26 protein-coding genes and 1 pseudogene are annotated in these 22,806 nt (G+C 59.4%); 11 read left to right on the top strand and 16 right to left on the bottom strand.

The features are described 5' to 3' along the window. Positions 1 to 19: 19 nt before the first annotated feature. From pheS to infC, 5 genes are all read right to left on the bottom strand, one after another. Positions 20 to 1,102, bottom strand: a complete 1,083-nt coding sequence (gene pheS / locus O3W47_RS17225) for a phenylalanine--tRNA ligase subunit alpha (protein WP_003507467.1) — start codon at positions 1,100 to 1,102, stop codon at positions 20 to 22. Continuing rightward, a complete protein-coding gene (locus O3W47_RS17220) occupies positions 1,095 to 1,973 on the bottom strand; it encodes a phosphotransferase (RefSeq protein WP_269314230.1) in 879 nt (292 codons plus the stop codon). The genes pheS and O3W47_RS17220 overlap by 8 nt, the downstream gene beginning before the upstream one ends. Before the next feature lie 175 nt (positions 1,974 to 2,148). Beyond that, on the bottom strand, positions 2,149 to 2,553 hold the full coding sequence (gene rplT, locus O3W47_RS17215; protein ID WP_003493358.1) for a 50S ribosomal protein L20: 405 nt from the start codon (positions 2,551 to 2,553) through the stop codon (positions 2,149 to 2,151). Positions 2,554 to 2,593: 40 nt separating this feature from the next. Continuing rightward, the gene (gene rpmI / locus O3W47_RS17210) at positions 2,594 to 2,797 is read right to left on the bottom strand and encodes a 50S ribosomal protein L35 (protein ID WP_003493355.1); all 204 of its coding nucleotides are present in this window, start codon (positions 2,795 to 2,797) and stop codon (positions 2,594 to 2,596) included. A gap of 190 nt (positions 2,798 to 2,987) precedes the next feature. Continuing rightward, a complete protein-coding gene (infC, locus tag O3W47_RS17205) occupies positions 2,988 to 3,524 on the bottom strand; it encodes a translation initiation factor IF-3 (RefSeq protein ID WP_078051391.1) in 537 nt (178 codons plus the stop codon). Positions 3,525 to 3,711: 187 nt separating this feature from the next. Between infC and O3W47_RS17200 the strand changes: the two genes are divergently transcribed. Together O3W47_RS17200 and O3W47_RS17195 are read left to right on the top strand one after the other, a co-directional pair. Then, positions 3,712 to 4,500, top strand: a complete 789-nt coding sequence (locus O3W47_RS17200; protein ID WP_137004240.1) for an alpha/beta hydrolase — start codon at positions 3,712 to 3,714, stop codon at positions 4,498 to 4,500. A 118-nt stretch (positions 4,501 to 4,618) separates the two neighbouring features. Then, positions 4,619 to 5,233: a transglutaminase-like cysteine peptidase gene (locus tag O3W47_RS17195; RefSeq protein WP_003524508.1), complete on the top strand. Its 615-nt coding sequence runs from the start codon at positions 4,619 to 4,621 to the stop codon at positions 5,231 to 5,233. Between the two features lie 56 nt (positions 5,234 to 5,289). Here the strand turns inward: O3W47_RS17195 and mbfA are convergent, their stop codons facing one another. Beyond that, a complete protein-coding gene (gene mbfA / locus O3W47_RS17190) occupies positions 5,290 to 6,273 on the bottom strand; it encodes an iron exporter MbfA (protein WP_127756720.1) in 984 nt (327 codons plus the stop codon). 139 nt (positions 6,274 to 6,412) lie between these two features. Between mbfA and O3W47_RS17185 the strand changes: the two genes are divergently transcribed. Then, positions 6,413 to 6,886, top strand: a complete 474-nt coding sequence (locus O3W47_RS17185; RefSeq protein WP_137452484.1) for a group III truncated hemoglobin — start codon at positions 6,413 to 6,415, stop codon at positions 6,884 to 6,886. A 178-nt stretch (positions 6,887 to 7,064) separates the two neighbouring features. Beyond that, positions 7,065 to 8,168: a TRAP transporter substrate-binding protein gene (locus tag O3W47_RS17180; protein WP_065654685.1), complete on the top strand. Its 1,104-nt coding sequence runs from the start codon at positions 7,065 to 7,067 to the stop codon at positions 8,166 to 8,168. 6 nt (positions 8,169 to 8,174) lie between these two features. Here O3W47_RS17180 and O3W47_RS17175 read toward each other — a convergent pair whose 3' ends face one another. Next, the gene (locus O3W47_RS17175; RefSeq protein ID WP_269314221.1) at positions 8,175 to 9,269 is read right to left on the bottom strand and encodes a helix-turn-helix domain-containing protein; all 1,095 of its coding nucleotides are present in this window, start codon (positions 9,267 to 9,269) and stop codon (positions 8,175 to 8,177) included. 145 nt (positions 9,270 to 9,414) lie between these two features. On the opposite strand from O3W47_RS17175, the gene O3W47_RS17170 reads away from it, so the two are divergent. Further along, positions 9,415 to 10,488 (top strand): alpha/beta hydrolase family protein, encoded by a 1,074-nt coding sequence (locus tag O3W47_RS17170; protein WP_269314219.1) that lies wholly within the window; start codon positions 9,415 to 9,417, stop codon positions 10,486 to 10,488. Between the two features lie 18 nt (positions 10,489 to 10,506). Here the strand turns inward: O3W47_RS17170 and O3W47_RS17165 are convergent, their stop codons facing one another. The 3 genes from O3W47_RS17165 to O3W47_RS17155 all read right to left on the bottom strand — a co-directional run bounded on the left by O3W47_RS17165 (position 10,507) and on the right by O3W47_RS17155 (position 12,124). Continuing rightward, positions 10,507 to 11,025, bottom strand: coding sequence for a GNAT family N-acetyltransferase (locus tag O3W47_RS17165; protein ID WP_269314217.1), 519 nt, complete (start codon positions 11,023 to 11,025; stop codon positions 10,507 to 10,509). Positions 11,026 to 11,045: 20 nt separating this feature from the next. Further along, on the bottom strand, positions 11,046 to 11,627 hold the full coding sequence (locus tag O3W47_RS17160) for a helix-turn-helix domain-containing protein (RefSeq protein WP_080791622.1): 582 nt from the start codon (positions 11,625 to 11,627) through the stop codon (positions 11,046 to 11,048). 95 nt (positions 11,628 to 11,722) lie between these two features. Continuing rightward, entirely contained in the window at positions 11,723 to 12,124 is a 402-nt protein-coding gene (locus O3W47_RS17155) for a ketosteroid isomerase-related protein (RefSeq protein WP_269314216.1), read from the bottom strand. Positions 12,125 to 12,197: 73 nt separating this feature from the next. On the opposite strand from O3W47_RS17155, the gene O3W47_RS17150 reads away from it, so the two are divergent. From O3W47_RS17150 to lepA, 3 genes and pseudogenes are all read left to right on the top strand, one after another. After that, positions 12,198 to 12,806, top strand: a complete 609-nt coding sequence (locus O3W47_RS17150; RefSeq protein WP_170985787.1) for a GNAT family N-acetyltransferase — start codon at positions 12,198 to 12,200, stop codon at positions 12,804 to 12,806. After that, a pseudogene (locus O3W47_RS17145) lies at positions 12,803 to 13,671 on the top strand (carbon-nitrogen hydrolase family protein). Before O3W47_RS17150 ends, O3W47_RS17145 begins: the two are co-directional and overlap by 4 nt. A gap of 61 nt (positions 13,672 to 13,732) precedes the next feature. Further along, a complete protein-coding gene (gene lepA / locus O3W47_RS17140; protein ID WP_035240402.1) occupies positions 13,733 to 15,571 on the top strand; it encodes a translation elongation factor 4 in 1,839 nt (612 codons plus the stop codon). A gap of 69 nt (positions 15,572 to 15,640) precedes the next feature. Here lepA and O3W47_RS17135 read toward each other — a convergent pair whose 3' ends face one another. Beyond that, positions 15,641 to 16,048 carry a DUF2000 family protein gene (locus tag O3W47_RS17135; RefSeq protein ID WP_078051400.1) on the bottom strand — a complete coding sequence of 136 codons (408 nt, stop codon included), beginning with the start codon at positions 16,046 to 16,048 and terminating at the stop codon, positions 15,641 to 15,643. A 94-nt stretch (positions 16,049 to 16,142) separates the two neighbouring features. Here O3W47_RS17135 and O3W47_RS17130 point away from each other — a divergent pair, with 94 nt between their 5' ends. Next, positions 16,143 to 16,919 carry an AraC family transcriptional regulator gene (locus tag O3W47_RS17130; protein ID WP_269314214.1) on the top strand — a complete coding sequence of 259 codons (777 nt, stop codon included), beginning with the start codon at positions 16,143 to 16,145 and terminating at the stop codon, positions 16,917 to 16,919. Here the strand turns inward: O3W47_RS17130 and O3W47_RS17125 are convergent, their stop codons facing one another. Beyond that, positions 16,920 to 17,807, bottom strand: coding sequence for an NAD(P)/FAD-dependent oxidoreductase (locus O3W47_RS17125; RefSeq protein WP_080818235.1), 888 nt, complete (start codon positions 17,805 to 17,807; stop codon positions 16,920 to 16,922). A gap of 154 nt (positions 17,808 to 17,961) precedes the next feature. On the opposite strand from O3W47_RS17125, the gene O3W47_RS17120 reads away from it, so the two are divergent. Next, positions 17,962 to 18,420, top strand: coding sequence for an Rrf2 family transcriptional regulator (locus O3W47_RS17120; protein ID WP_137452491.1), 459 nt, complete (start codon positions 17,962 to 17,964; stop codon positions 18,418 to 18,420). 71 nt (positions 18,421 to 18,491) lie between these two features. Here the strand turns inward: O3W47_RS17120 and O3W47_RS17115 are convergent, their stop codons facing one another. Together O3W47_RS17115 and O3W47_RS17110 are read right to left on the bottom strand one after the other, a co-directional pair. Beyond that, complete coding sequence (locus tag O3W47_RS17115) at positions 18,492 to 18,809, bottom strand: hypothetical protein (RefSeq protein WP_003524488.1); 318 nt, start codon at positions 18,807 to 18,809, stop codon at positions 18,492 to 18,494. Between the two features lie 72 nt (positions 18,810 to 18,881). Continuing rightward, entirely contained in the window at positions 18,882 to 20,294 is a 1,413-nt protein-coding gene (locus O3W47_RS17110) for an aminotransferase-like domain-containing protein (RefSeq protein ID WP_269314213.1), read from the bottom strand. A gap of 117 nt (positions 20,295 to 20,411) precedes the next feature. Between O3W47_RS17110 and O3W47_RS17105 the strand changes: the two genes are divergently transcribed. Beyond that, the gene (locus O3W47_RS17105) at positions 20,412 to 21,287 is read left to right on the top strand and encodes a DMT family transporter (protein WP_269314212.1); all 876 of its coding nucleotides are present in this window, start codon (positions 20,412 to 20,414) and stop codon (positions 21,285 to 21,287) included. Between the two features lie 12 nt (positions 21,288 to 21,299). Here the strand turns inward: O3W47_RS17105 and O3W47_RS17100 are convergent, their stop codons facing one another. Continuing rightward, positions 21,300 to 22,412: a glycoside hydrolase family 25 protein gene (locus O3W47_RS17100; protein ID WP_035240397.1), complete on the bottom strand. Its 1,113-nt coding sequence runs from the start codon at positions 22,410 to 22,412 to the stop codon at positions 21,300 to 21,302. 178 nt (positions 22,413 to 22,590) lie between these two features. After that, positions 22,591 to 22,779 carry a YegP family protein gene (locus tag O3W47_RS17095; protein ID WP_080818849.1) on the bottom strand — a complete coding sequence of 63 codons (189 nt, stop codon included), beginning with the start codon at positions 22,777 to 22,779 and terminating at the stop codon, positions 22,591 to 22,593. Positions 22,780 to 22,806: the final 27 nt, after the last annotated feature.

Genomic DNA, 22,806 nt, shown 5'->3' with positions numbered 1-22,806 from the left:
TGCTCCTTGGCTAACCGGATTAAACGCTCAAACCGCCGAACAGCGTCGGCATGTCGAGCGGGCGGAAGCCGTAATGGTTCATCCAGCGAACATCGGCGTTGAAGAAATCGCGCAGGTCCGGCATGCCGTATTTCAGCATGGCGATGCGGTCGAGGCCCATGCCCCAGGCAAAGCCCTGATATTCGTCCGGGTCCAGCCCACCAGCACGCAGCACGTTCGGGTGCACCATGCCGCAGCCGAGGATCTCCATCCAGTCCTTGCCTTCACCGAACTTGACGATGGGGCCGGAACGGTCGCACTGGATATCCACTTCGAAGCTCGGCTCCGTGAAGGGGAAGAAGGACGGGCGGAAGCGCATGACGACGCTGTCGACCTCGAAGAAGGTCTTGCAGAATTCTTCCAGAATCCAGCGCAGATTGCCGACATGCGCCTTCTTGTCGATGACAAGGCCTTCGACCTGATGGAACATCGGCGAATGGGTGGCGTCGGAATCCTGGCGATAGGTCTTGCCGGGAATGACGATGCGGATCGGCGGCTTCTGGCTTTCCATGGTGCGGATCTGCACCGGCGAGGTGTGAGTGCGCAGCACCTTGCGCTCACCGTTTTCATCCGGCTGGAAGAAGAAGGTGTCGTGCATTTCGCGGGCCGGATGGCCTTCGGGGAAATTCAGCGCCGTGAAGTTGTAGTAGTCGGTTTCGATATCCGGACCTTCGGCGATCGAGAAACCCATATCCGCGAAGATGGCGGTGATTTCATCGACGATCTGGCTGATCGGATGAATGCGGCCGCGCTCGGCCGGAGACTGGCGGACCGGCAGGCTGACATCCACCGTTTCCGCTTTCAGCCGGGCAGTAATGGCGGCGTCCTTCAGCGCGTTCTTGCGCTCACCGATGAGGTCGGTGATTTCGGTCTTGAGCTGGTTGATGGCGGCGCCGCGGGTCTGGCGCTCTTCCGGCGTCATGCTGCCAAGCGTCTTCAGAAGCTCCGAAACCGAGCCCTTCTTGCCCAGCGCGGAAACGCGCACGGCTTCGATGGCCGGCTCATCGGCAGCCGTGGCGATCTCCGACATCAATTGCGATTTCAAGGTATCAAGTTCAGTCATCTTTTCCTGCCTTGCCGGTCTTTTTAACAGCGGCTTCGGGGTTCACAGCATTCATCAGATAGTCGGTCGCCATGATAAAGCGTCGCAGATCACTACCCATCCGCACGCGCCCGATCAACCGGGCAACCGGTAAAAAACGCCCCAGAATGCCGGTCAGACGGCACAATTCTTCCAGCGCCCGGGGCGGGGCGTTTTCGCACCAGCGGGCGAAGGCGGCATCGCAGGTTTTCCGCGCATCGCAGGCGCGTGTCGCGACCTGCAGAAACAGCAGCCAGATATCGCGGGCCTGCGCCGTCTCGAGCGGCATGACTTCCTGCGGGCGCTCCTCGAAATCCATGAAACCGACGCGGCCGTGTTCGAGAAAAAAGTCGCGCACATGCGGGCGCCCGTGGCAAAGGCCTGCCGCATGCAATTCGCCGAGTGCCTCGGCAGATTTTACCAGCAGGGCATCATGTTCCGCCGGCCTCGCGGACTTAATCGCGTCCATACGCTCCATGATGGTGGGGCCGACATCCCCCAGGACAACGGCCGTCAACGAAGAATAGATGATGGGCGGAACGGGAAACCCGCGGGCCTTGAAGACCTGCAATGTTTCGAGTTCACGGCGCATCAGGCCTGCGCCATCGAGCGGCGGCGATGGGCGCATGAAAGTGTAGGGAAGCAGCTTTGCGAGAAAGGTCTGCAGCTTTATCCACCAGGATGGCGTTTCCGTGCCCTGGCGCTTGATCCAGACGGTTGTCGTGGAAAGCTCGAGTTTCTGCACGCGGCGCTCGCTCTTAAGCAAAGCCCGCATCAAGGCTGCGATATCGCCATCTTCGAGATGGACGTGGAAACCCTTCGCCTTTTCCGCCTCGCTTGCGGCAACCAGCATTTTCCGCCCCCAATGGAACCTGCCGACCGAGAGCCGGATGCCCCACCCTTTTGGCAACCTCGGCGCAAAAGCGTTCCACGCCTTTGCCGAAACTGCCGTGAATTCCAAAAAGCGAAAACCCGCGCCGGAGAACCGGCGCGGGTTTCAAATGAACAACAGATTGTCCGCGCCGTAATTACTTTACAGCGGTTTCAAACTCGTTGGCCGTACCAGCATCCTTGAGGTACTCAAGAGCCTTCTTCGCTGCTTCGACGAGCGCGCCGAATGCTGCCGGCTCATGGATAGCCATGTCGGACAGAACCTTGCGGTCGACTTCGATGCCAGCCTTGTTCAGGCCGTCGATGAAGCGGCCGTAGGTCAGGCCGAATTCGCGAACAGCAGCGTTGATACGCTGGATCCACAGAGCGCGGAAGTTGCGCTTGTTGACCTTGCGGTCGCGGTAAGCGTACTGCTTGGAACGATCCACGGCAGCCTTTGCTGCGCGGATGGTGTTCTTGCGGCGGCCGTAGAAGCCCTTGGCTGCCTTGAGTGTCTTGGTGTGCTTGGCGCGGGAAGTTACGCCACGTTTTACGCGTGCCATGTCATGATCTCCTTAAAGTGTCCAAAAGTGCGGAAAAGTCTCAGAGACCGTTCGGCAGGTAGTTCTTGACGACCTTCTTGCCGTCAGCTTCGGCGAGAACCATGGTTCCACGCGCGTCGCGAATGAACTTGTTGGTACGCTTGATCATGCCGTGGCGCTTGCCGGCGGCGGCTGCAACAACCTTGCCGGTTGCGGTGATCTTGAACCGCTTCTTTGCAGCGGACTTCGTCTTCATCTTGGGCATTTTGCTACTCCGTTTTTGTATCGAAACAGGCAGACGAGGCCTATTTCAAGCTATTCAGGAACGGCCTCGGCATGCCCTGCCGGACCGTTCGGACGCGCGCTTATAACCGCAGTCGGCTAAAAGCGCAACGGGGAATGAAAATTTCCCCTTGCGGTGGGATACGCGCCGGTGATGTGAACGCGTAAAAAGATTATTTCGGGGCGAGAACCATCATCATCTGACGGCCTTCCAGCTTCGGCTCGGCTTCCACCTTGGCAATCGCCTGGGTGTCTTCCTTCACCTGGAGGAGAAGCTTCATGCCGAGTTCCTGGTGGGCCATTTCGCGGCCGCGGAACTTCAGCGTTACCTTCACCTTGTCGCCATCATCAAAGAAACGTCCCATCGCCTTCATCTTCACGTCATAGTCATGCGTGTCGATGTTGGGGCGCATCTTGATTTCTTTAACTTCGACGATCTTCTGTTTCTTGCGCGCTTCAGCGGCCTTTTTCTGGGTCGAGTACTTCAGCTTGCCGAGATCGAGGATCTTGCATACCGGCGGTTCCGCGTTCGGCGAAATCTCAACGAGATCGAGACCGGCCTCCTCCGCCAGTTTCAAAGCCTGATCCGTCGGCATGCTACCGAGGTTCTGGCCCTCTTCATCAATAAGCTGAACTCTGGGAACCCGAATTTCCCGGTTGGAGCGCGGCCCCTCCTTGACGGGGGCATCGGCTTTGAAAGGTCTGCGAATGGTCGTATTCTCCTGATCTGTTTCTGGATCACGTCAGCAAAAAACAGCTTGTTTGGTACAAGCGGCGGAAATGTCGTTATTGCCGTGGCGAAGTCAATAGCATATCTGCCCGAAAAGATCACCTGTTGTCACGGTTTTTGCAAATACGCCGCCGTTGTTGCACCAAAATCAGGAGAATTGCATATACATGACCGAACAAGCCGCTGAATTCCTGCGTGTAGGCCCCGACAACGACACGCGCGACATCGCTTTCCTTCATCGCCCGGCGGCTTCGGGCGAGAATATGCCGATGCTGGTATGGCTCGGCGGCTATCGTTCCGACATGACCGGAACCAAGGCGGTTGAACTCGATCGCTTCGCCGCTGAAAACGGTCTTGCCTGCCTGCGGCTCGACTATTCCGGCCATGGCGCTTCCGGCGGCGACTTCAGGAAGGGCACGATTTCCCGCTGGCTGGAAGAGGCGCTTGCCGTGGTGCGCGCAAAGGCGCCGTCGCGCGTCGTTCTCATCGGCTCCTCCATGGGCGGATGGATTGCGCTGCGCATGGTCGAGGAGCTGCGCAAGGCCGGTGGCGCACCATCGGTCGCCGGTCTCGTCCTCATTGCGCCAGCGCCGGATTTCACGCAGGAGCTGATAGAGCCCAGCCTTTCGGATGCGGAAAAAACCTCTCTGGCGGAAAAGGGCTATTTCGAGGAACATTCGGAATATAGCCCCGAGCCCAACATCTTCACCCGCGCGCTGATGGAGGACGGGAAGCAGAACCGCGTGCTGCAGGGTATCATCACCACCGGCTGCCCCGTTCACATCCTGCAGGGCATGCGCGATCCCGATGTTCCCTATCAGCATGCGCTGAAGCTTCTCGAACATCTTCCGTCCGACGACGTCGTGCTGACGCTGATCCGCGACGGCGACCATCGGCTTTCCCGGACGCAGGATATCGAGCGGATGCTCGCCGCGGTCAAAGCCCTTGCAATATAGGCATTTGCGCAACGCTCTTAACCATATTCGACGAGTCTTGCGCGCCGCCGATTGCTAGCGATTGACTCAAGCCCCCTATCCCTCTTAACTTTTCGTTAAGAATTAAGGGACGGGTTTCATGATGAACGCACCGCTGGCGCGTGCGCTGCTGTTTGCAGTTGCCGCCGGGCTAATGACTGCTGCCTCCGCCACGGCGGAAACCAAGGGAAGCCCTTCCATGGTGACGGGCGGTATTACGTCCCAGCCGATCGGCCATTATGAGTTCTGTCAGAAATATGCCGACGAATGCAATATTCGCAGCAAGGCGACGCCGCCGCCGCGCGTCACGGATTATGGCTGGGATGTCATTCGCGAGGTCAATACGTCCGTCAACACCACCATCGTGGCGATGACCGACCAGGAAATCTACGGCAAGGACGAAGTCTGGGAATATCCGACGACCGCCGGCGACTGCGAAGATTTCGTGCTGCTGAAGCGCAAGAAGCTGGTTGAGCGCGGTTTTTCCGTGGCTGATCTTCTGATCACCGTCGTGCGCAAGCCGGATGGCGAGGGCCATGCCGTGCTGACCCTTCGCACCACCGACGGCGATTATATTCTCGATAATCTCACCGACGACGTGAAGCTGTGGACCGATACCAACTACACCTACCTGAAGCGGCAGGCGTCCTTCAATACGGGCCGCTGGGTCTCGATCGAAGACGGCCGCGACGTGCTTGTCGGCGCATTGCGCTAACGCCTGGTTCCACGTTTGATGGAATTAAGAGCCCGCTGTTGCGGGCTCTTTCTTTTTCACCCATTGCCGATAATAATGCCGGCCGCCAGCACCAGTGAGCCGCCGAGGACCACCTGAAACACCGCCCGCAGGAACGGCGTTTCCATGAAGCGGTTCTGAATGAAGGCGATGGCCCAGAGTTCCACGAAAACGACGACGGCGGCAATCGCGGTTGCCGTCCAGAAATGCGGAATGAGATAAGGCAATGCGTGGCCGAGACCGCCTATGGCCGTCATGATGCCCGAGGCCAGACCGCGCTTTACCGGAGAGCCGCGGCCCGAAAGCTTGCCGTCATCGTGGGCGGCCTCGGTGAAACCCATGGAAATACCCGCACCGACGGAGGCCGAGAGGCCGATGAGGAAGGTCTGCCAGGTATCCTGAGTGGCAAAGGCGGCCGCGAAAATTGGCGCGAGCGTCGAGACGGAACCATCCATCAATCCCGCAAGACCCGGCTGCACATAGGTCAGAAGAAATTGCCGCCTTGCGGTTTCCGCCTCTTCGGTCTTGTCATCTTCATCGAGGTGTTTTTCTTCCAGCATCTGCGCGATGTCTTCGTGACCCCGCTCCGCCTCGGCCAGATCGCCGAGCAGCTTGCGCGTCGAGGCATCGCTGGTGCGCTTGACGGCCTCGTCGTAAAAACGGATCGCCTGGGCTTCCATCAATTCGGCCTGGGCGCGGATTTTTTCGAGCGACAGGTTCTTCACCAGCCAGTCCGGGGTGCGCTCGTAAAAACCACGCACATGTTCGCGGCGGATCAGCGGGATGGTTTCTCCGAAACGACGGCGATGCATGTCGATCAGGATATTTCGATGCTGCTGCTCGACCTCCGCCATATCGTCGAAGACTTTCGCCGATTGCGGATATTGCGCACGCAGATGGTCGGCATAAGAGCGATAGATGCGGGAATCGTCTTCTTCAGACGAAATGGCGAGCGCGAGGATTTCCTGTTCGCCGAGGGAGGAAAAGGGACGTTTGGACAGGGAAAAAAGACTACGAAACATGGCTGAAACCTTTTTAGAATAATTCTAAATACATCCATGCTTCAGCAGGATCAAGCCATATTAGAATAATTCTAATAAGGCAAAGGGTCGCATTGCAGGCCGCATCGCAGCGGGGTAAATTCGCAGAAAAGGAACCACCATGCAGGACGACATTGCGGCCAGAGCCGCCCACAGCGCGGAAATTCAGGACACGGCGGAAAAAGCCATGGCGGAGATCGGCGTCGATGCCGGTTTCATCAACCTGCTGGTGGAAACATTTTACGGCCGCGTTCTTGAACACCCCACGCTTGGCCCGGTTTTCGATGCGCGGCTCGCCGGGCGCTGGCCGGAGCATATGGCCAGGATGAAACAGTTCTGGGCGGCTGTCGCCTTCAAGAATGGCGGTTATGGCGGCAAGCCCGTGCAGGCCCATCTCGGGGTAAAAGGCATGTCGGCGGAGCTTTTTCCGCAGTGGCTCACGCTGTTTTCCGCTACGCTTGATGATATTGCGCCAAGCAAAGAGGCCCACGACTGGTTCATGGAAACGGCACAACGCATCGCCAGAAGCCTGACGCTTTCGCTGTTTTACAATCCTGCGCTGGATGACCCGGCATTAAAGCGCAGCGCGCCTTAGCGACAGCCGCACCGAACAGCGAAAGGCCGATACAAGCAACAATTGCCAAGCCGTGCGTCAGATCACGCAAGTTTCAAACATTCCCTCTTGATGGCCGGAGGGATAAATGTTTAGTAGCCGGCGGGAGGCGTACCGTGCGGTTCGCCTATAATGTGCAGACATAGCAGGGCTTATCGACATGGATCGCAGATCATTTATCCGCAAGGCGGGCGCTCTCGGCGCCGGTGTTACCGCAACGGCGCTTGCCGCTCCGGCCATCGCACAGGAAAACCCCAAGATCACCTGGCGCATGACATCGTCCTTCACCAAGGGCCTCGACATTCTTTTCGGCGCGGGCCAGATCGTCGCCGACCATGTCAAGGAAGCCTCTGGCGGCAACTTCGTCATTCAGCATTTTGCCGGCGGCGAAATCGTGCCGGCGCTGCAGGCGGCGGATGCGGTGACGGCCGGCACCGTCGAAATGGCGCATACCTGCTCCTATTATTACGTCGGCAAGGATCCGACCTTCGCGCTCGGAACGTCGGTTCCCTTCGGCCTCAATGCCCGCCAGACCAATGCCTGGTTCAATCAGGCCGGTGGCAATGAGCTGCTCAATGAATTCCTTGCCCAGCACAATATCTACTCGATCCTGCTCGGCAATACCGGCGCCCAGATGGGCGGCTGGTTCCGCAAGGAAATCAACACCATCGATGACCTGAAAGGCCTGAAGATGCGCATCGCCGGCCTGACCGGCCAGGTGATGCAGAAGGTCGGCGTCACGCCGCAGCAGATCGCCGGCGGCGATGTCTATGCGGCTCTGGAAAAGGGTACCATCGACGCCACCGAATTCGTCGGCCCCTATGACGACCAGAAGCTCGGCTTCTACAAGGTCGCGAAATATTACTACTACCCCGCATGGTGGGAAGGCGGCCCGGCCGTGCATGCCTTCGTGAACCTGCAGAAGTTCAACGAGCTGCCTGAAAACTACAAGCGCATCCTGAAGGATGCCTGCGCCGCCGGCAGCGCCAGCATGCTGGAACGTTACGATGCGCGCAATCCGAAGGCGCTGAAGGAACTCGTGGCGCAGGGCGCCATCCTGCGCCCCTTCAGCCAGGAAATCCTCGATGTCTGCCACAAGGCGGCGCAGGACACCTATGCGGAGATTTCGGCCAAGAACGAAAGCTTCAAGAAGATTTACGAGAGCCAGCAGGCCTTCAAGAAGGACGCCTATCTCTGGGCGCAGATCGCCGAATATACCTATGACACCTACATGATGATCCAGCAGCGCAACGGCACGCTCTGATCCCCATCATTTCCCGACGATCTTCAAACGGTCATCCGGCATCTGCCGGGTGGCCGTTTTGTTTGGCGAGACCAGCTTCCACACTTCACGCTCCCGCCAGTCCACCGGGCTCATGCCGGTGACACGACGAAATTCGCGGTTGAAGTTGGACTTGGTCTGAAAGCCGGAGGACAGCATGATCGCGGTCACCGATTGCTCCGTCTCCTCCAGCAGCCGGCAGGCTTCGCGGATGCGCAGCTGGTTGACATATTGCGAGACATTGACGCCGAGCGAGCGGTTGATCGCGCCCGATATCTGCCGGCTCGGCAAGCCGAGGCGTCTTGCAAGCCGCGACAGGTTGAGGTTCTCGTCGCGGTAAAGCGCCTGTGTCTCCATCAGTCGATCAACCCTTGCAACGATATCCCGGTCCTGTTCCGATGGTTCCGCCGACGCTGACAATTCCACGACAGGTTCTGTGCCTGTTTGCGGTGCCTTGCTCCTGCCGGCCAGCGCGGCCATGAGGCCAATCAACAGCAGGCCGAAAAGATTGGCGTTACTGACCAGCACTGCAACATTCTGCCCATGCGCCCATTCGAAATCGAAAAACACCAGAAGATCGAACAGGGCAGAAACGCACAGGGCAATGGCGGCGATAATAAGCGCCCGGTGCGCCGAGGCGACGCTGGCAAATTGCGCCTCGTCCAGCCCGTCCGGCCCCTTTCTGCCAAGAAGAAGCAGGGCAATCGCGTGGCCGACGAAGATGACAATCAGCGCAAGATCGATCGCCATCGGCCAGGTGAATTCCATGATGACGATGAGCAAAGGCGACAAAGCGAGGTTGGCGAGCATCGCCATCCTGCTCTCGGCCGCCACTCTCATCAGCCCACGAAAAGCAATGTAGACGAGCGGCGGCAGGCAGGCGGCGAGGATCGGCAAAACATAACGCGCTTCGCTGACGCCATACCCCCAGCGCAGGCCGACAAGGACGGATTGCAGGGCACAAAGCGCGATCAGCGTCAGAAAGGCCCGATTTGTTCGCACATCGTCTCCGCCTTGAAAGAAAACGATGAACATGACGCCCAGCAGAAGCGCCACGACGAAAGGCAGCGGAATGAACAGCACGAATGAATATCCCCGGAACAACGGCTTATATCGCCAATTCATGGACCAGATCGCGTTTCGGGACGACCTTTAACACGATCGAGGACGCAAAAAACATGTCGCGGCGCAGATTGAACCCCGTTCTTTCCAACTGCACGAGGTTTTCATGCGCCCTGTCACTACCATCACAACCATCCTGTTTTCCGCTCTCGTCACCCAGCCGGTTTTTGCAGGCGAGGCTGTCGGCGTCAGCGAAACAACTATCCATTCGCCGGCACGCGGCAAGGACCTTGCCGTCACCATCTGGTATCCATCCGACGGAAAGGGCACGCAGACGCTTTCCGGCGATGACAGGATTTTTCAGGGCACGCCCGTGTTCAAGGATGGCGCGGTGAGGCCGGGTCGCCTGCCGCTTGTGCTTCTGTCCCACGGCTCGGGTTCACGAGTGTCCGGCATGGCATGGATCGCCGCGAAACTTGCGAGCGAAGGTTTCATTGTTGCCGGCGCCAACCACCCCGGTACCACCAGCGGCGATTCCACACCCGCCGATACGCCGAAAATCTGGGAGCGAACGGACGATCTCTCCACGATTGTCACTGTTCTAACGGCAAAGGGCAAATGGTCGAGTGCTATCGACGCACAAAGGATCGGCGTGCTGGGCTTTTCGCTCGGCGGCAGTGCGGCGATGGAGATTTCGGGTGCGCGCGCCGATCTCGATGCCTATGTGCGCTATTGCGAAGATTATGCCACGATGATGGATTGCCAATGGTTCGCCGGCGGCCGCGGTTATCTCGATGGCGAGCCGGTGAGCGTGCCGAAGCTCGATCTCAGAACCCTCGACAAGGCCCGTTTCGAGCAGCAGAACCGCGATCCCCGCATTCGGTCCGCCGTGCTGGTCGATCCCGGTCTGGCGCTGGCCTTCAAACCGGAGAGCCTGAAAGAGATCGATATTCCGCTAACCTTCGTCAATCTCGGCAGCAAGGGCAAAATTCCGCCCGCCGTGCTTGCGGATAAACTCGCGGACGAAGTGCCCGGCGCAAGCTATCGGCAGGTGGACGAGGCCAATCATTTCAGCTTCCTGCCGCTTTGCAAACCGGATGCTGACGCGTTTCTCAAATCCGTCGGCGAGCGCGATCCCATCTGCGAACCGGCGGGGCTGCGGGACCGTGCGGATATTCACGCACAATTGGAAACGATGATCGTTGCCGCCTTCAATCGTACGCTGAAGCCGGGTCAATAAGGCGGCAGTCTGAAAGGCCTAGCCGATTCGCTTGTAAAACAGGGTCGTGCCGCAAAAGCGTCCATCCGGAAACAGGGCGTAATCGGGGATGACGCCAACCCGCTCCCAGCCGAGACGAGGATAAATCGCCTCAGCATCGCTGCCCGTGGCCGTATCCAGCACCAAAAGGGTACGGCCGCGTTTTGCCGCCTCCTCTTCCCCTTTTTGCATGAGCATGCGGGCAAGCCCGAGGCCTCGCGCGGACGGATGCACGAGGAGCTTCATGAGGTCGCCGCGATGCGGCTGGTTGGGTTTGGAGGCAAGGCCGACCTGAACGGTGCCCACTACTTTCCCATCCACTTCCGCCACCACGTGAATGGTGCTGCCCTCGCCCGCCGCTTCTGCAACGGCCTGCCAGAAAAGCTGCGCATCCTGCGGTGAAAAGGGTAACATGAAGCCGACGGATGCGCCGCCGTTCACGCAGGCAGCCAGAACCTCACAGAGTTCGGGCAAGACATCGATAGTCTCTTGCCCGTTCAGCACGCGGATGGTGGTCATGATAACTCCTGTCGGGAAAATCAGCGCTGTCTTCGATCCAGCACGACAGCGTAGCGGGCAGGTTTTTCGGAAGGATTGTGGAAAACATGTCCTTCGCCGACCGGCATGAAAAGGCAATCGCCGGGCTCGAGCCGGTGAACGTCTCCACCGCTCGTCATTTCCAGCACACCTTCGAAAAGCCAGACATATTGCGTCATTCCCCGGCTTGCCGCATGCGGCGGAAAACCGACCCGCGCGCCAGCGGGAAATTCGACTTCGACGATATCGACATCGGATCCCACACGCGGCGGGGAAATGGCGCGGCGCACATAACCGGTCTCCGGATCTTTCCAGAGCTGCTGGTCGCGTTTTCTCACCAGCGGGGAAACAGCTTCTTCGTTTTCGGCGAAGAAACCGGAGAGCGATAGGCCAAGAGCTGCGCAGATACGGGCCAGCAGCGAGGCCGTGGGGCTCGCCTCGCCGCGCTCGATGCGGGAGATCATGGCGCGGCTGACGCCGGATTCGGAAGCGAGCCGGTCCAGCGTCAGGCCGTTTTCAGCCCGTAATGTTTTGATCCGCTCGCCGATAGAGCGTTCGAGGATATGATCTTCGTTTTCCATCATATGAGAATTGCACTCTCATATGATGGAGTCAATATCCACGATAATGGAAATTATCATCTTCTTTGCCGCTGGTCGCTTTGCGGCTAAAGGGCGTCTCAGGCGCCGACCTGCGCAATCCAGTCGTTCAGATTATAGTAGTTCGTTACTCGGCTAACTTTTCCGTCCTTCAGGTCGAAAAAGGCACCGGCCGGCAGTACGTATTTCTGGCCATTCGCCTCGGGCAATCCCTCATCGGTCTTGAGATATTCGCCATTGACGATGAATTCCGCGGAAGCACGCTTGCCGTCGTCGCTCGCCATGATCACCATATCGGTGAGGTTTTCCTTATAGCAGCGGTTCATGTGGTCCATGAAGGAGGCGAAGGCGGCCTTGCCGGTCTGGCGCTCGCCCTGATTGATGTCGTGCACCACCTCATCGTGAAGAAGCGCCAGAAAGGCATCCATGTCCTGACGGTTGAAGGCTTCGTAATAGGCGCGGATGGTCTCGGCAGCGGTCATCGTCTTCTCCGTTCAATGCTTGCGCGGGTTTTCCATGACGGTATAACCAGTGCAACCGAAAGTGAAAATGCCCATGACCGTCGAAATCAAGTCTCTTTCCGGCATTGACGCCACGCCCTATTTCGATGACCTCGCGCGCCTGCGGATCGAGGTGTTTCGCGCCTTTCCCTATCTCTATGACGGCTCGCTGGACTATGAGCGCAAATATCTCGCGACCTATGCCGATACGGACGGCGCCGTCTTCGTGCTGGCGTTGGACGACAGCAAAGTGATCGGCATGTCCACGGGCATGCCGATGGCGGCAGAGACCGACGAGGTCAAGACGCCCTTCGTCAAAGCGGGTTACGATCCGGACCGCATATTTTACTTCGGTGAAAGCGTGCTGCTGCCCGGCTATCGCGGCCACGGCATCGGCGTGCGCTTCTTCGAGGAGCGGGAAGCGCATGCAAAGCGGCACGGTTTCGACAGGTGCACTTTCTGTGCTGTGGAGCGACCCGCAGATCATCCACGACGCCCGGCGGACTACGTGCCGCTGAACGCGTTCTGGGAAAAGCGCGGGTACCGACATCACCCTGAACTGCACACCAGCTTCACCTGGCAGGACCTCGACGAGAGCACCGAGAGCCCGAAACCCCTGTCTTTCTGGATGAAGACCATTCTTGCCGGAGACGGAGACAAATGACGCGCCTGGCCGCCAGCCAATATGCCATCGAGCTGATCGAAACATGGGAGGCTTATGCCGCGCATCTCTCCGCCATCGTTCGCGAGGCGAAGGAAAAAGGCGCTGAATTGCTGCTGCTTCCTGAATATTCGGCCATGGCGCTGACCGGGCAATTGCCGCCCGACATGCGCTCCGATCTGCACCGTTCCATCGAAGAAATACAGCCGCTGATCCCCTCCTGGGTGGAGCTTTGCGAGGAGCTGGCGCGGCAACATCAAATCCTCTTCCAGCCGGGCAGCGCGCCGGTGAAGGATTCGGACGGCAAGTTCCGCAACCGCGCATGGCTGTTCGGCCCGGATGGGCTGATCGGTTATCAGGACAAGCAGATCATGACCCGCTTCGAGCGGGAGCAATGGAACATTCATGCCGGCGTCGAGGGCCTGAAAGCCTTCGAGACGCCGATAGGCAGGCTGGGCATCCTGATCTGTTACGACAACGAGTTCCCGATGCTGGGCCGCAGGCTGGCGGAGCTCGGCGTCGAACTCGTGCTCGCGCCGAGTTGCACCGATACGCTGGCGGGTGCTTACCGCGTACGCATCGGCGCGCAGGCGAGAGCATTGGAAAACCAATATGCCATCCTCTCCTCCCCACCGCGGGCGAGGCTCCCTGGTCTCCCGCCGTCGATGAAAATCGCGGCCGCGCCGCCCTTTACGTGCCTTCGGACTACGGCATGCCGGCATCCGGCATCATCGCGGAAAGCGAGCGTGATGCGGTCACGCAAAGCTCGCTGCTCATCGCCGATATCGATCTTGCCGCCGTCGCAAGGCTCCGCACCGAAGGACAGGTTGCCACCCGCCGCGACTGGCCGGAGCAATTTGCGATCTGAAAAGCCCATTTTAAAGGGCTTTTAACCAAATTCCCGCTTTGCGGTGTGACAAGCCCCTGCTATAGCGCGGGACATGAGCACAAATTCGACCCGCACGCCCCTGGACCATATCCGCAACTTCTCGATCGTTGCCCACATCGATCACGGCAAATCGACGCTGGCCGACCGGTTGATCCAGTCGACGGGCGGCCTTGCCGAACGCGACATGTCGGAGCAGGTTCTCGATTCGATGGATATCGAGCGCGAGCGCGGCATCACCATCAAGGCCCAGACCGTGCGCCTGCACTACAAGGCGAATAACGGCGAGACCTATGTGCTGAACCTCATCGACACGCCCGGTCACGTCGACTTCGCCTACGAAGTGTCCCGCTCGCTTTCGGCCTGCGAAGGTTCGCTGCTGGTGGTCGATGCATCGCAGGGCGTGGAAGCCCAGACGCTCGCCAACGTCTATCAGGCCATCGACAACAATCACGAGCTGGTGACGGTGCTCAACAAGATCGACCTGCCGGCGGCCGAACCCGACCGCATCAAGGAACAGATCGAGGAAGTGATCGGCATCGACGCCTCCGACGCCGTGATGATTTCGGCCAAGACCGGTCTTGGCATTCCCGATGTGCTGGAGGCCATCGTCCACCGTCTGCCGCCGCCGAAGAGCGAAGTCGGCGAAAACGGACCGCTGAAGGCGCTGCTGGTCGATAGCTGGTATGACACCTATCTCGGCGTCATGGTTCTGGTGCGCGTCATCGATGGCGTGCTGAGCAAGGGCCAGCAGATCCGCATGATGGGCTCGGGCGCGAAATACGGCATCGAGCGCGTCGGCGTGCTGACCCCGAAGATGGTCAATGTCGACAGCCTCGGCCCCGGCGAGATCGGCTTCATCACCGCCTCGATCAAGGAAGTCGCCGATACCCGTGTTGGCGATACCATCACCGACGACAAGCGCCCGACGGCGCAGGCCCTGCCCGGTTTCAAGCCCGCGCAGCCGGTGGTTTTCTGCGGCCTGTTCCCGGTCGATGCGGCCGACTTCGAAGACCTGCGCGCGGCGGTGGGCAAGCTTCGTCTCAACGACGCTTCCTTCTCCTTTGAAATGGAATCTTCCGCTGCTCTCGGCTTCGGTTTCCGCTGCGGCTTCCTCGGCCTGCTGCATCTCGAAATCATTCAGGAACGCCTCGAGCGCGAGTTCAATCTCGATCTCGTCGCCACCGCACCTTCGGTCGTTTATGAAATGACGCTGACGGATGGCACGGAGAAGGAACTGCACAACCCGGCCGACATGCCCGACGTTGTGAAGATCAAGGAAATCCGCGAGCCGTGGATCAAGGCGACGATCATGACGCCGGACGAATATCTCGGCGGCATTCTGAAACTCTGTCAGGACCGGCGCGGCCTGCAGACGGAGCTGACCTATGTCGGCAACCGTGCGATGATCACCTATGAGTTGCCGCTCAACGAAGTGGTGTTCGATTTCTACGACCGCCTGAAATCCATCTCCAAGGGTTACGCCTCCTTCGATTACAACATCATCGATTACCGCGAAGGCGATCTCGTCAAGATGTCGATCCTCGTTAATGGTGATCCGGTGGATGCGCTCTCCATGCTGGTGCACCGCTCGGCGGCCGACCGACGCGGGCGCGGCATGTGCGAAAAGCTGAAGGAACTCATTCCGCCGCACATGTTCCAGATCCCGATTCAGGCGGCCATTGGCGGCAAGGTCATCGCCCGCGAAACCGTGCGCGCGCTGCGCAAGGACGTGACGGCGAAGTGCTACGGCGGCGACGCGACGCGCAAACGCAAGCTTCTGGACAAGCAGAAGGAAGGCAAGAAGCGCATGCGCCAGTTCGGCAAGGTGGAAATTCCGCAGGAAGCCTTCATCGCTGCGCTGAAGATGAACGACGAATAAGCGGCAAAATCATATTGCCATCGCTATCGAAGGGAGGCCCCTAGCCTCCCTTTTGCGTTTAGGCTTCTGTCACGCGTGCAGCTTCGCGCCCTTGGTGATCTTGTCGACGATCTTCCTGTCGGCCCTCAGCGCCATGCCGACCACCTTGGCATTCTCCGGTGAAAACTCCGAAAATACCTGGCGATTGGCGACATCGTGCCCGGTGGCGAACATTTCCTCGATATAAAGCGATGTCGTGACGTCGCGCTCGAGGGATCGCTGGTGGATTTTGCGCAACGCCTCCTGATCCGTGGCCATGACGACAATCGGCTGGATGGACAGGGGATTATAGACGTTGCCCGCCCCGTCGCGGTATGGTTCTCCAATGATCTCCTTGGTCTGGGCGACGATCCCGGACATGAGAAATGCGGTAACGTTCAGTTTTTGCCACACGGCAAGGTCATCACGAAGGATGACGGCGATCTTGGTATCAAACATGCGAACTCAATCTGGCTGTGGTTACGAAAGAGAAGCGATCCTAGCGCCTCGGGGCGTCGGCGATCTTGAACGTTCGTGCAAATTCGAAGGGATCGTGCAGGCGCCCTCCAGTGAAGGCATAGAACGCATCGAAGCGCGCTTTCATGGCAACGCCTATGCGCCGCACCGCCATGATACTTATGCGCTGGGTGTCACGCTTTCCGGCGTCCAGACCTTTTCCTATCGGGGGAAATCGCATTTCAGCACGCCCGGGAAGGTAATCGTGCTGCATCCGGACGAAGTTCACGATGGCGGCGCAGGCACCGATGAAGGCCTGCGCTACCGTATGCTTTATCTTCCGCCCGAAAAAACGACTGAGGCGGGATATAATGCGCTGCCCTTCGCCCAGAATCCCGTCATAGAAGATGAGGAATTCCGGCAATGCCTCATCGAGGCGCTTGGCAATCTGGAAGGCGAGCCGGACAATCTGCTTCTCACCGACTGGCAGTCGAGACTGGCGGATTTGCTCTGGAAACATTCAAACGGAAGCGCCAGAAGCATCAAACGGATCGACCGTATCGCCGTTTTACGGTGCCGGGACTATCTGCTGGAGAATAGCGCCGACACCGTCGGCTCTGAAGAGCTGGAACGGATAAGCGGGCTCGACCGCTTCACGCTCTTTCGGCACTTTCGCTTCCTGTTCGGCACCAGCCCGCACCGTTATCTCATTATGCGCCGACTGCAAAAATGCAAGGACATGATGCGTGCGGGTGCGGGCCTTGCGGAAACGGCATTTGCCTGCGGTTTTGCGGATCAGGCGCATTTTACCCGACATTTCAAAAATGCCTTCGGCATGCCGCCGGGCCGCTGGCTCAACCTTGTTTCGCATTGATCATTCCGGAAACAGGATCGACCGGTGAGCCGCAGCACCCGCCATGGCGCCGTCTCCCACCGAAAGGGCGACCGAGCCGGCAGGCCTTGCCGCATCGCCGCAGGCGAAGATGCCGCGGGCGGTGGTCTGTTTCATGGGATCTGTCGCGATGGTCGATCCCATCGGCCCCTCCTCCACGGCGCAGCCAAGTTTTTCCAGCCAGTTCGAGGCGATACGCAACTTCGGCTGGGTGAAAAGGCCGGCCAATGCGATGCTGCGTCCATCCGCCAGAACGACATCCGCATGCCCCGTAATTTCCCGGATGCGGGTTGTTTCCACCCGCACACCCCGGTCCGACAACAATGCTTGCTGATCCCCATCCGGCTCGAATACGCCATTGGTGAAAAAGGTCGTCTCGCCCCAGTCGGGCAGCATCAATGCGTGATGAATGGCCAAAGGTGAAGCGGCGATGACGCCTATCTTTCCCTGATTGAGCTCGTAACCATGGCAATAGGGGCAATGGAAGACCGAAGAGCCCCAACGCTCTTTCAGCCCGGCAATAGCAGGCAATTCATCGGCGACGCCCATGGCGAGGATCAGCCGGTTCGCTGTCTCACGGCGTTTGCCATCGATCTCGATTACAAAATCGCCGAAAGAGCCTTCGGCATCGGTCACCCTGCCCTCAGCCCAATCTATGGTCGGATAACGTTCGATCTGGCGGCGCGCCTCGGCGATAATTTCACCCGGCGCCTTGCCATCCTGGCCGAGAAAACCGTGGGAGTGGCTGGCGAAACGGTTTCTCCGTTCACCGGCGTCCACCACCAGAATGTTTTTTCTGGCGCGTCCAAGCTGCAGGGCGGCCGAGAGGCCGGCGTAGCTGCCGCCGATAATGATGACGTCGAATTTCATGATGCACCCATCGTTTCAGGAAAGAGGCGGAAGTGCCCGTTCATTTCACGATACTTATATTGTTACGTGATTTTCGGAGTCAATAGTCACGCAACTTATATTGTTACATCACCTCAAAAGTGATAGCGTCGGTGTAAACGGACGGGTTTGGACAATGAGACACGACACGCGCCTTTCACGGGTGCTGCATATTTTGATCCATATGGAAAATCATAAGGCTGCGGCGACATCGGAGAGCATCGCGGCGATGCTTCAGACCAACCCGGTGGTGGTGCGCAGGACAATGGCCGGCTTGCGCGAGCATGGTTATGTCTCGTCGGAAAAAGGCCATGGCGGCGGGTGGGTGCTGGCGCGGCCGCTCAACGAGATCACGCTGCTCGATATTTACCGGGCGCTTGGCGCGCCGGAACTGTTCTCGATCGGGCTGGCGGGCGACAACCCGAACTGTGTCATCGAACAGGCCGTCAATGCAGCCCTTTTCGACGCCATGAAAGAGGCGGAAAACATTCTGCTGTCCCGCTTCGGAAGCATTGCCCTTTCGCAGCTGGCACAGGAGTCCATCAGCCGCTGGTCCAGCGTTTCCAACCACCCTTCCGCGATGGAGCAGCTTTAGGGCGCGGATAAGGGCCGCAAAGAAAAACCGCCTGCCCGGAGGCAGGCGGTTTTATCATATCAGTAAGCCAGTTACGGCTGGGTCTGCGTGCCGCCCGTATTCGGGCTTGCCGGTGCGGTGTTGTTCGCAGGCGGTGTTGCCGGAGCGGTCGGAGCCATGGGCGCCGGTGCCTGATCCGTTGCCGCAGGCGGCGTGGTGGAGGATGTCGTGGCCGGATCGGTGGTGGGGCCGCTCATCTGCGACCAGGCGAAAACGCCCACCAATACGACGACGATGATCGCCAACCACGGCACCCAGGACGACGACGTGCGGGCACGCGGTTCATTACTGATATTCACTTCCGGACGAAGATCGCGGTCCGGACGCGGGTTGTTGGGATCGAAAGTCATGGTGTTTCCTCCTCTTCATTCTGCGGAGAAAACGACGTTCACGGGATTTTGTTCCGATTCCTTCCAGAACGCTTATAACCGACGAGGTTCGGGCGTTTTCTGAAGCGCCTCCGCCAGCACCGTCATGACCTGCGGACCTGCCATTTGCGACACATTGAAACGCATGAAACCGGAGGCGTTCTGCGAGGAACTGAACACATTGCCGGGGGCCAGCACCACCTGCCGCGAAAGCGCGCGACGCGCTACATCGGCGGCATCAACCCCATCCGGCAGGCGGCACCATAAAAACATGCCCGCCTGCGGTTCGATCCACGGCGCACATCCGACCGACCTCAGACGCGCCGCGACCTCTGGCATCGTTGCCGCAAGACGCTGCCTCAGCGCCTCGACATGCTTGCGGTAACTGCCATCGGTCAAAAGCGAGAGGATCAGCGCTGCCGAAAAATGCGTTCCGCCAAAAGTGGTGGCGATCTTGAGATCGGTCAGGGCCTCCACCCAAGCCATGGGTGCTGCGATGAAACCGCACCGCACGGAGGCCGACAGTGTTTTTGAAAAACTTCCTATCTGGACGACGCGGTTCAGACCATCGAAGGCCGCCAGCCGGGGCGCGGCCTGGGTTTCGAAATCGGCAAAAATATCATCCTCGATGATGGTCAGTCCCACCTGCTCGGCGAGTATCAGCAGGCGATGGGCGGAAACGGCGGAAAGCCTTGCACCTGTCGGATTATGGATTGCGGAATTGGTGATATAAAGCCGGGGCTGATGATCTTTCAGCGCCTGCTCGAAAAGTGCCAGATCCGGTCCGGTCGGCGTATAGGGAACACCGATGATCTTCACCCGATGCGCCCGCAAGAGGGCGTGGAAATTGAAATAACAGGGATCATCGACAATCACCGTATCGCCCGGCTGCAGCAGGAAACGGCACAGAAGATCGATCGCCTGCGTACCGGAATCGGTGAGCATGATCTGGCTGGCGCCCGCCTGCACCCCATGTTCGGCCAGCCGGCGCGACAGAAGCTGGCGCAGCGGCAGCAGCCCCATCGGGCTGCCATAATCCGTCAGCAGAGCGGCGTCGGCGCGGGCAAGCCCGCGCATCGCCCGCCTCAACACCTCCTGCGGCATCCACGATGCGGGAAGCCAGCCGCAGCCGGGTTTGGCGAGAACGGAACCTTCATCCAGCGCCTGCCGCGAGACCCATAAGGGATCCACCGCCCTATCGAGCTGCGGCTCGATATCGGCGAGCGACAGGGGCGCAAGCGGGCCCGAAACGAAAAACCCGGAGCCGGGCCGCGAGCTTATCGTACCATCCGCCACGAGCCGATCGTAGGCCTCGACGACGGTGGAGGTGGAAACCTGCATGGTCTTCGCCAGCGCCCTGACCGACGGCAGGCGCGCGCCCGGCACGAGGCTGCGCGATGCGATGCGTTGCCGCACACTTGCCATCACCTTTTCTATGCGCGTGCCCGCAGCGACCTGTCCGTCCACATTTTCCTCCAACTGTACCCGCTTATGACACCATAACAGTTTGTCGAAATTGTATATGATTGTCGCTGTTCCTGCCAGCCATTCGGGATCAAGAAAGGCAAAACGCAGGAGTTGACGATGGACAAGACGGCGAGCGGCTGGCTGAGCGGCCTGACAGGTGTGGTGATATTCAGCGGTTCGCTGCCCGCGACACGCATTGCGGTAACGGGTTTCGATCCGGTGTTCCTGACCGTCGCCCGAGCCAGCATTGCCGGCCTGCTGGCGCTGGCGCTGCTGCTTCTGTTCAGGCAAAGGCGCCCGGCGCGCCATGACCTGACATCGCTTTTCATCGTCTCGCTCGGTGTCGTGGTGGGCTTCCCGCTATTGACCGCGCTCGCCCTGCGGCATGTCACCTCGGCGCATTCCATCGTTTTCGTGGGGCTCTTACCGCTCGCAACAGCAATCTTCGCCGTGCTGCGCGGCGGGGAACGCCCGCGCCCGGTGTTCTGGTTCTTTTCCTGTCTTGGAAGCGCGCTTGTGGCAGGGTTTTCCCTGTCGAATTCGTTTGCCGCCGGGATCGAGGCCTCGCTTGCCGGCGATCTTCTGATGCTCGGCGCAATCATCGTCTGCGGGCTCGGCTATGCGGAGGGTGCCGCCCTTTCCCGCAAGCTGGGTGGCTGGCAGGTCATTTCCTGGGCGCTGGTTCTTTCCCTGCCGGTCATGCTGCCGCTTGCTTTCTTCACTGGGCCGGAAACGCTTGCCGGCATCGACCCGCGGGCCTGGGCCGGCCTTGCTTATGTTTCCCTGTTCAGCATGCTGATCGGCTTCATATTCTGGTATCGCGGACTGGCGCTTGGCGGCATCGCAGCCGTTGGCCAGCTGCAACTGCTTCAGCCCTTCTTCGGGCTGGCACTTGCCGCGACCCTGCTGCATGAGGAGGTGAGCCGGGCCATGATCGCCGTTACGCTTATCGTAGTGCTCTGTGTTGCAGGCGCGCGAAAATTCGCGCGCTGACGGCCGCCATCGTCAGCTCGAACGGCGGTCCACCCAGCGATGCCATGCATCCTCGCTGCCGTTGAAGACATTGAGATCGATGCGGCCATCGACGCCGTGTGACAGGCCGGAACCGGAATATTGCCAGAACAGCCACTTGCGGCCGGGATAAACCACCGACGGATGCTGGGCGACCGCACGCAGCCAGAAGGGATAATCCTGGAATTCGCCCTGGAGGTTGTCCTTGTAAAAATCGGGCGCCGTATAAATGATCGGCCGCTGGCCATAATGGCGTTCGAGCTTGTCCATGAAGACGCGCATCTTTTCCAGAACGCGTTCACGGGAATGGCGCATCTTGCAGCTCGATTCGCCGTTATATTCCACGTCGATCACCGGCGGCAGCGCGTCAGGATCGCGCGGTACATTGCGAATGAACCAGTCCGCCTGTTCGCTGGCGTTGCGGCACCAGTAGAAGAAGTGGTAAGCGCCGCGGCGAATGCCCGCTTCCTTGGCGCGCTGCCAGTTGGTACGGAACATCGGATCGAGATGATCGCCGCCATCCGTCGCCTTGATGAAGGCGAAATTGGCGCCGCGCGTGCGCAGCTGCGGCCAGTTTATATTGGCCTGCCAGCGGGATACATCCACCCCGTGGACCTGGAAATGACGCGGCTGAACCCTGCCGAAATTGATTGGCTTGGCATCGCTGAAGCTGGAGCGGAAAATGCGCGAGCGAATCTGCGCACCGGCGCTCGCCGCCGGGGCCGCAGCCATGGCCAACTGTACCGGACGCTCCATCTGGTTGATCGTCGGGCGCTCCGCCGGCCGCACCATTCCCGCCGCCTGTGACGGAACCGGCAAACGGATTTCAGGTGCATTCTGCGTTAACGACGCCCTGGGGGTGACGGCGGAAAAGGCCTTGGGTTCGTCAGGCACCGGCCCGCCCCATGCCAGAACTTCCTGCCGTGGCTGGGCGGCGATGGCCTGGGTGCCGACGCCTGCCTGCGGCACCGGTGCGGATGGCGTGACCGAACTCGTCGTTTCCTTCGAGGGCAAACCGGCCATCAGGCTTTCCGGCCCGGAACTGGACGTGCAGCCTCCAAGCAGGAAGCAACCGAAGAAAAGTGCTGGCACAGCCGATGAACGCATGAGAACCCGTACGCAAAACAAATCGGGGGCACTCTGATGCCGCCCGGAGACCTCGAAATACAAATGCTAACGGAAGATTATCAAAAAAGACTGAATCTTATCTTTACGTCGGCACCCGCCGATGCGCCCGTCATTTCTGGCAGGCGAAACGGTTCGAGTTCTCGCGCGGCGGCGCGGCTCAGGCCGTCATGGCGGTCAGATCGACAGTGTCGGCACCGGGGGCATTTCTCTTGATCGATTCGATCGCATGAATAGCCGACGCCTTCTGCTGGTATCCTTCCGACGAGAACATTGTTTCCCCGTTGGATGCCTTGAAGCGGAAACGGTATTCGCCAGCCTTGTCCTGATAGATTTCGAATTTGTACATGATCTTTGCGCCTCCTTTCGCGCGGTC

The sequence above is a fragment of the Agrobacterium sp. LMR679 genome (assembly GCF_027157905.1).
GTDB lineage: Bacteria > Pseudomonadota > Alphaproteobacteria > Rhizobiales > Rhizobiaceae > Agrobacterium > Agrobacterium leguminum.
This window is presented reverse-complemented; position numbering and strand designations above follow the sequence as displayed.

Coding starts and splice junctions, on each gene's coding strand:
- pheS (WP_003507467.1), bottom strand. CDS start 1,102: ATGACTGAACTTGATACCTTGAAATCGCAATTGATGTCGGAGATCGCC.
- O3W47_RS17220 (WP_269314230.1), bottom strand. CDS start 1,973: ATGCTGGTTGCCGCAAGCGAGGCGGAAAAGGCGAAGGGTTTCCACGTC.
- rplT (WP_003493358.1), bottom strand. CDS start 2,553: ATGGCACGCGTAAAACGTGGCGTAACTTCCCGCGCCAAGCACACCAAG.
- rpmI (WP_003493355.1), bottom strand. CDS start 2,797: ATGCCCAAGATGAAGACGAAGTCCGCTGCAAAGAAGCGGTTCAAGATC.
- O3W47_RS17200 (WP_137004240.1), top strand. CDS start 3,712: ATGACCGAACAAGCCGCTGAATTCCTGCGTGTAGGCCCCGACAACGAC.
- O3W47_RS17195 (WP_003524508.1), top strand. CDS start 4,619: ATGATGAACGCACCGCTGGCGCGTGCGCTGCTGTTTGCAGTTGCCGCC.
- mbfA (WP_127756720.1), bottom strand. CDS start 6,273: ATGTTTCGTAGTCTTTTTTCCCTGTCCAAACGTCCCTTTTCCTCCCTC.
- O3W47_RS17185 (WP_137452484.1), top strand. CDS start 6,413: ATGCAGGACGACATTGCGGCCAGAGCCGCCCACAGCGCGGAAATTCAG.
- O3W47_RS17180 (WP_065654685.1), top strand. CDS start 7,065: ATGGATCGCAGATCATTTATCCGCAAGGCGGGCGCTCTCGGCGCCGGT.
- O3W47_RS17170 (WP_269314219.1), top strand. CDS start 9,415: ATGCGCCCTGTCACTACCATCACAACCATCCTGTTTTCCGCTCTCGTC.
- O3W47_RS17165 (WP_269314217.1), bottom strand. CDS start 11,025: ATGACCACCATCCGCGTGCTGAACGGGCAAGAGACTATCGATGTCTTG.
- O3W47_RS17160 (WP_080791622.1), bottom strand. CDS start 11,627: ATGATGGAAAACGAAGATCATATCCTCGAACGCTCTATCGGCGAGCGG.
- O3W47_RS17155 (WP_269314216.1), bottom strand. CDS start 12,124: ATGACCGCTGCCGAGACCATCCGCGCCTATTACGAAGCCTTCAACCGT.
- O3W47_RS17150 (WP_170985787.1), top strand. CDS start 12,198: ATGACCGTCGAAATCAAGTCTCTTTCCGGCATTGACGCCACGCCCTAT.
- O3W47_RS17135 (WP_078051400.1), bottom strand. CDS start 16,048: ATGTTTGATACCAAGATCGCCGTCATCCTTCGTGATGACCTTGCCGTG.
- O3W47_RS17125 (WP_080818235.1), bottom strand. CDS start 17,807: ATGAAATTCGACGTCATCATTATCGGCGGCAGCTACGCCGGCCTCTCG.
- O3W47_RS17120 (WP_137452491.1), top strand. CDS start 17,962: ATGAGACACGACACGCGCCTTTCACGGGTGCTGCATATTTTGATCCAT.
- O3W47_RS17115 (WP_003524488.1), bottom strand. CDS start 18,809: ATGACTTTCGATCCCAACAACCCGCGTCCGGACCGCGATCTTCGTCCG.
- O3W47_RS17105 (WP_269314212.1), top strand. CDS start 20,412: ATGGACAAGACGGCGAGCGGCTGGCTGAGCGGCCTGACAGGTGTGGTG.
- O3W47_RS17100 (WP_035240397.1), bottom strand. CDS start 22,412: ATGCGTTCATCGGCTGTGCCAGCACTTTTCTTCGGTTGCTTCCTGCTT.
- O3W47_RS17095 (WP_080818849.1), bottom strand. CDS start 22,779: ATGTACAAATTCGAAATCTATCAGGACAAGGCTGGCGAATACCGTTTC.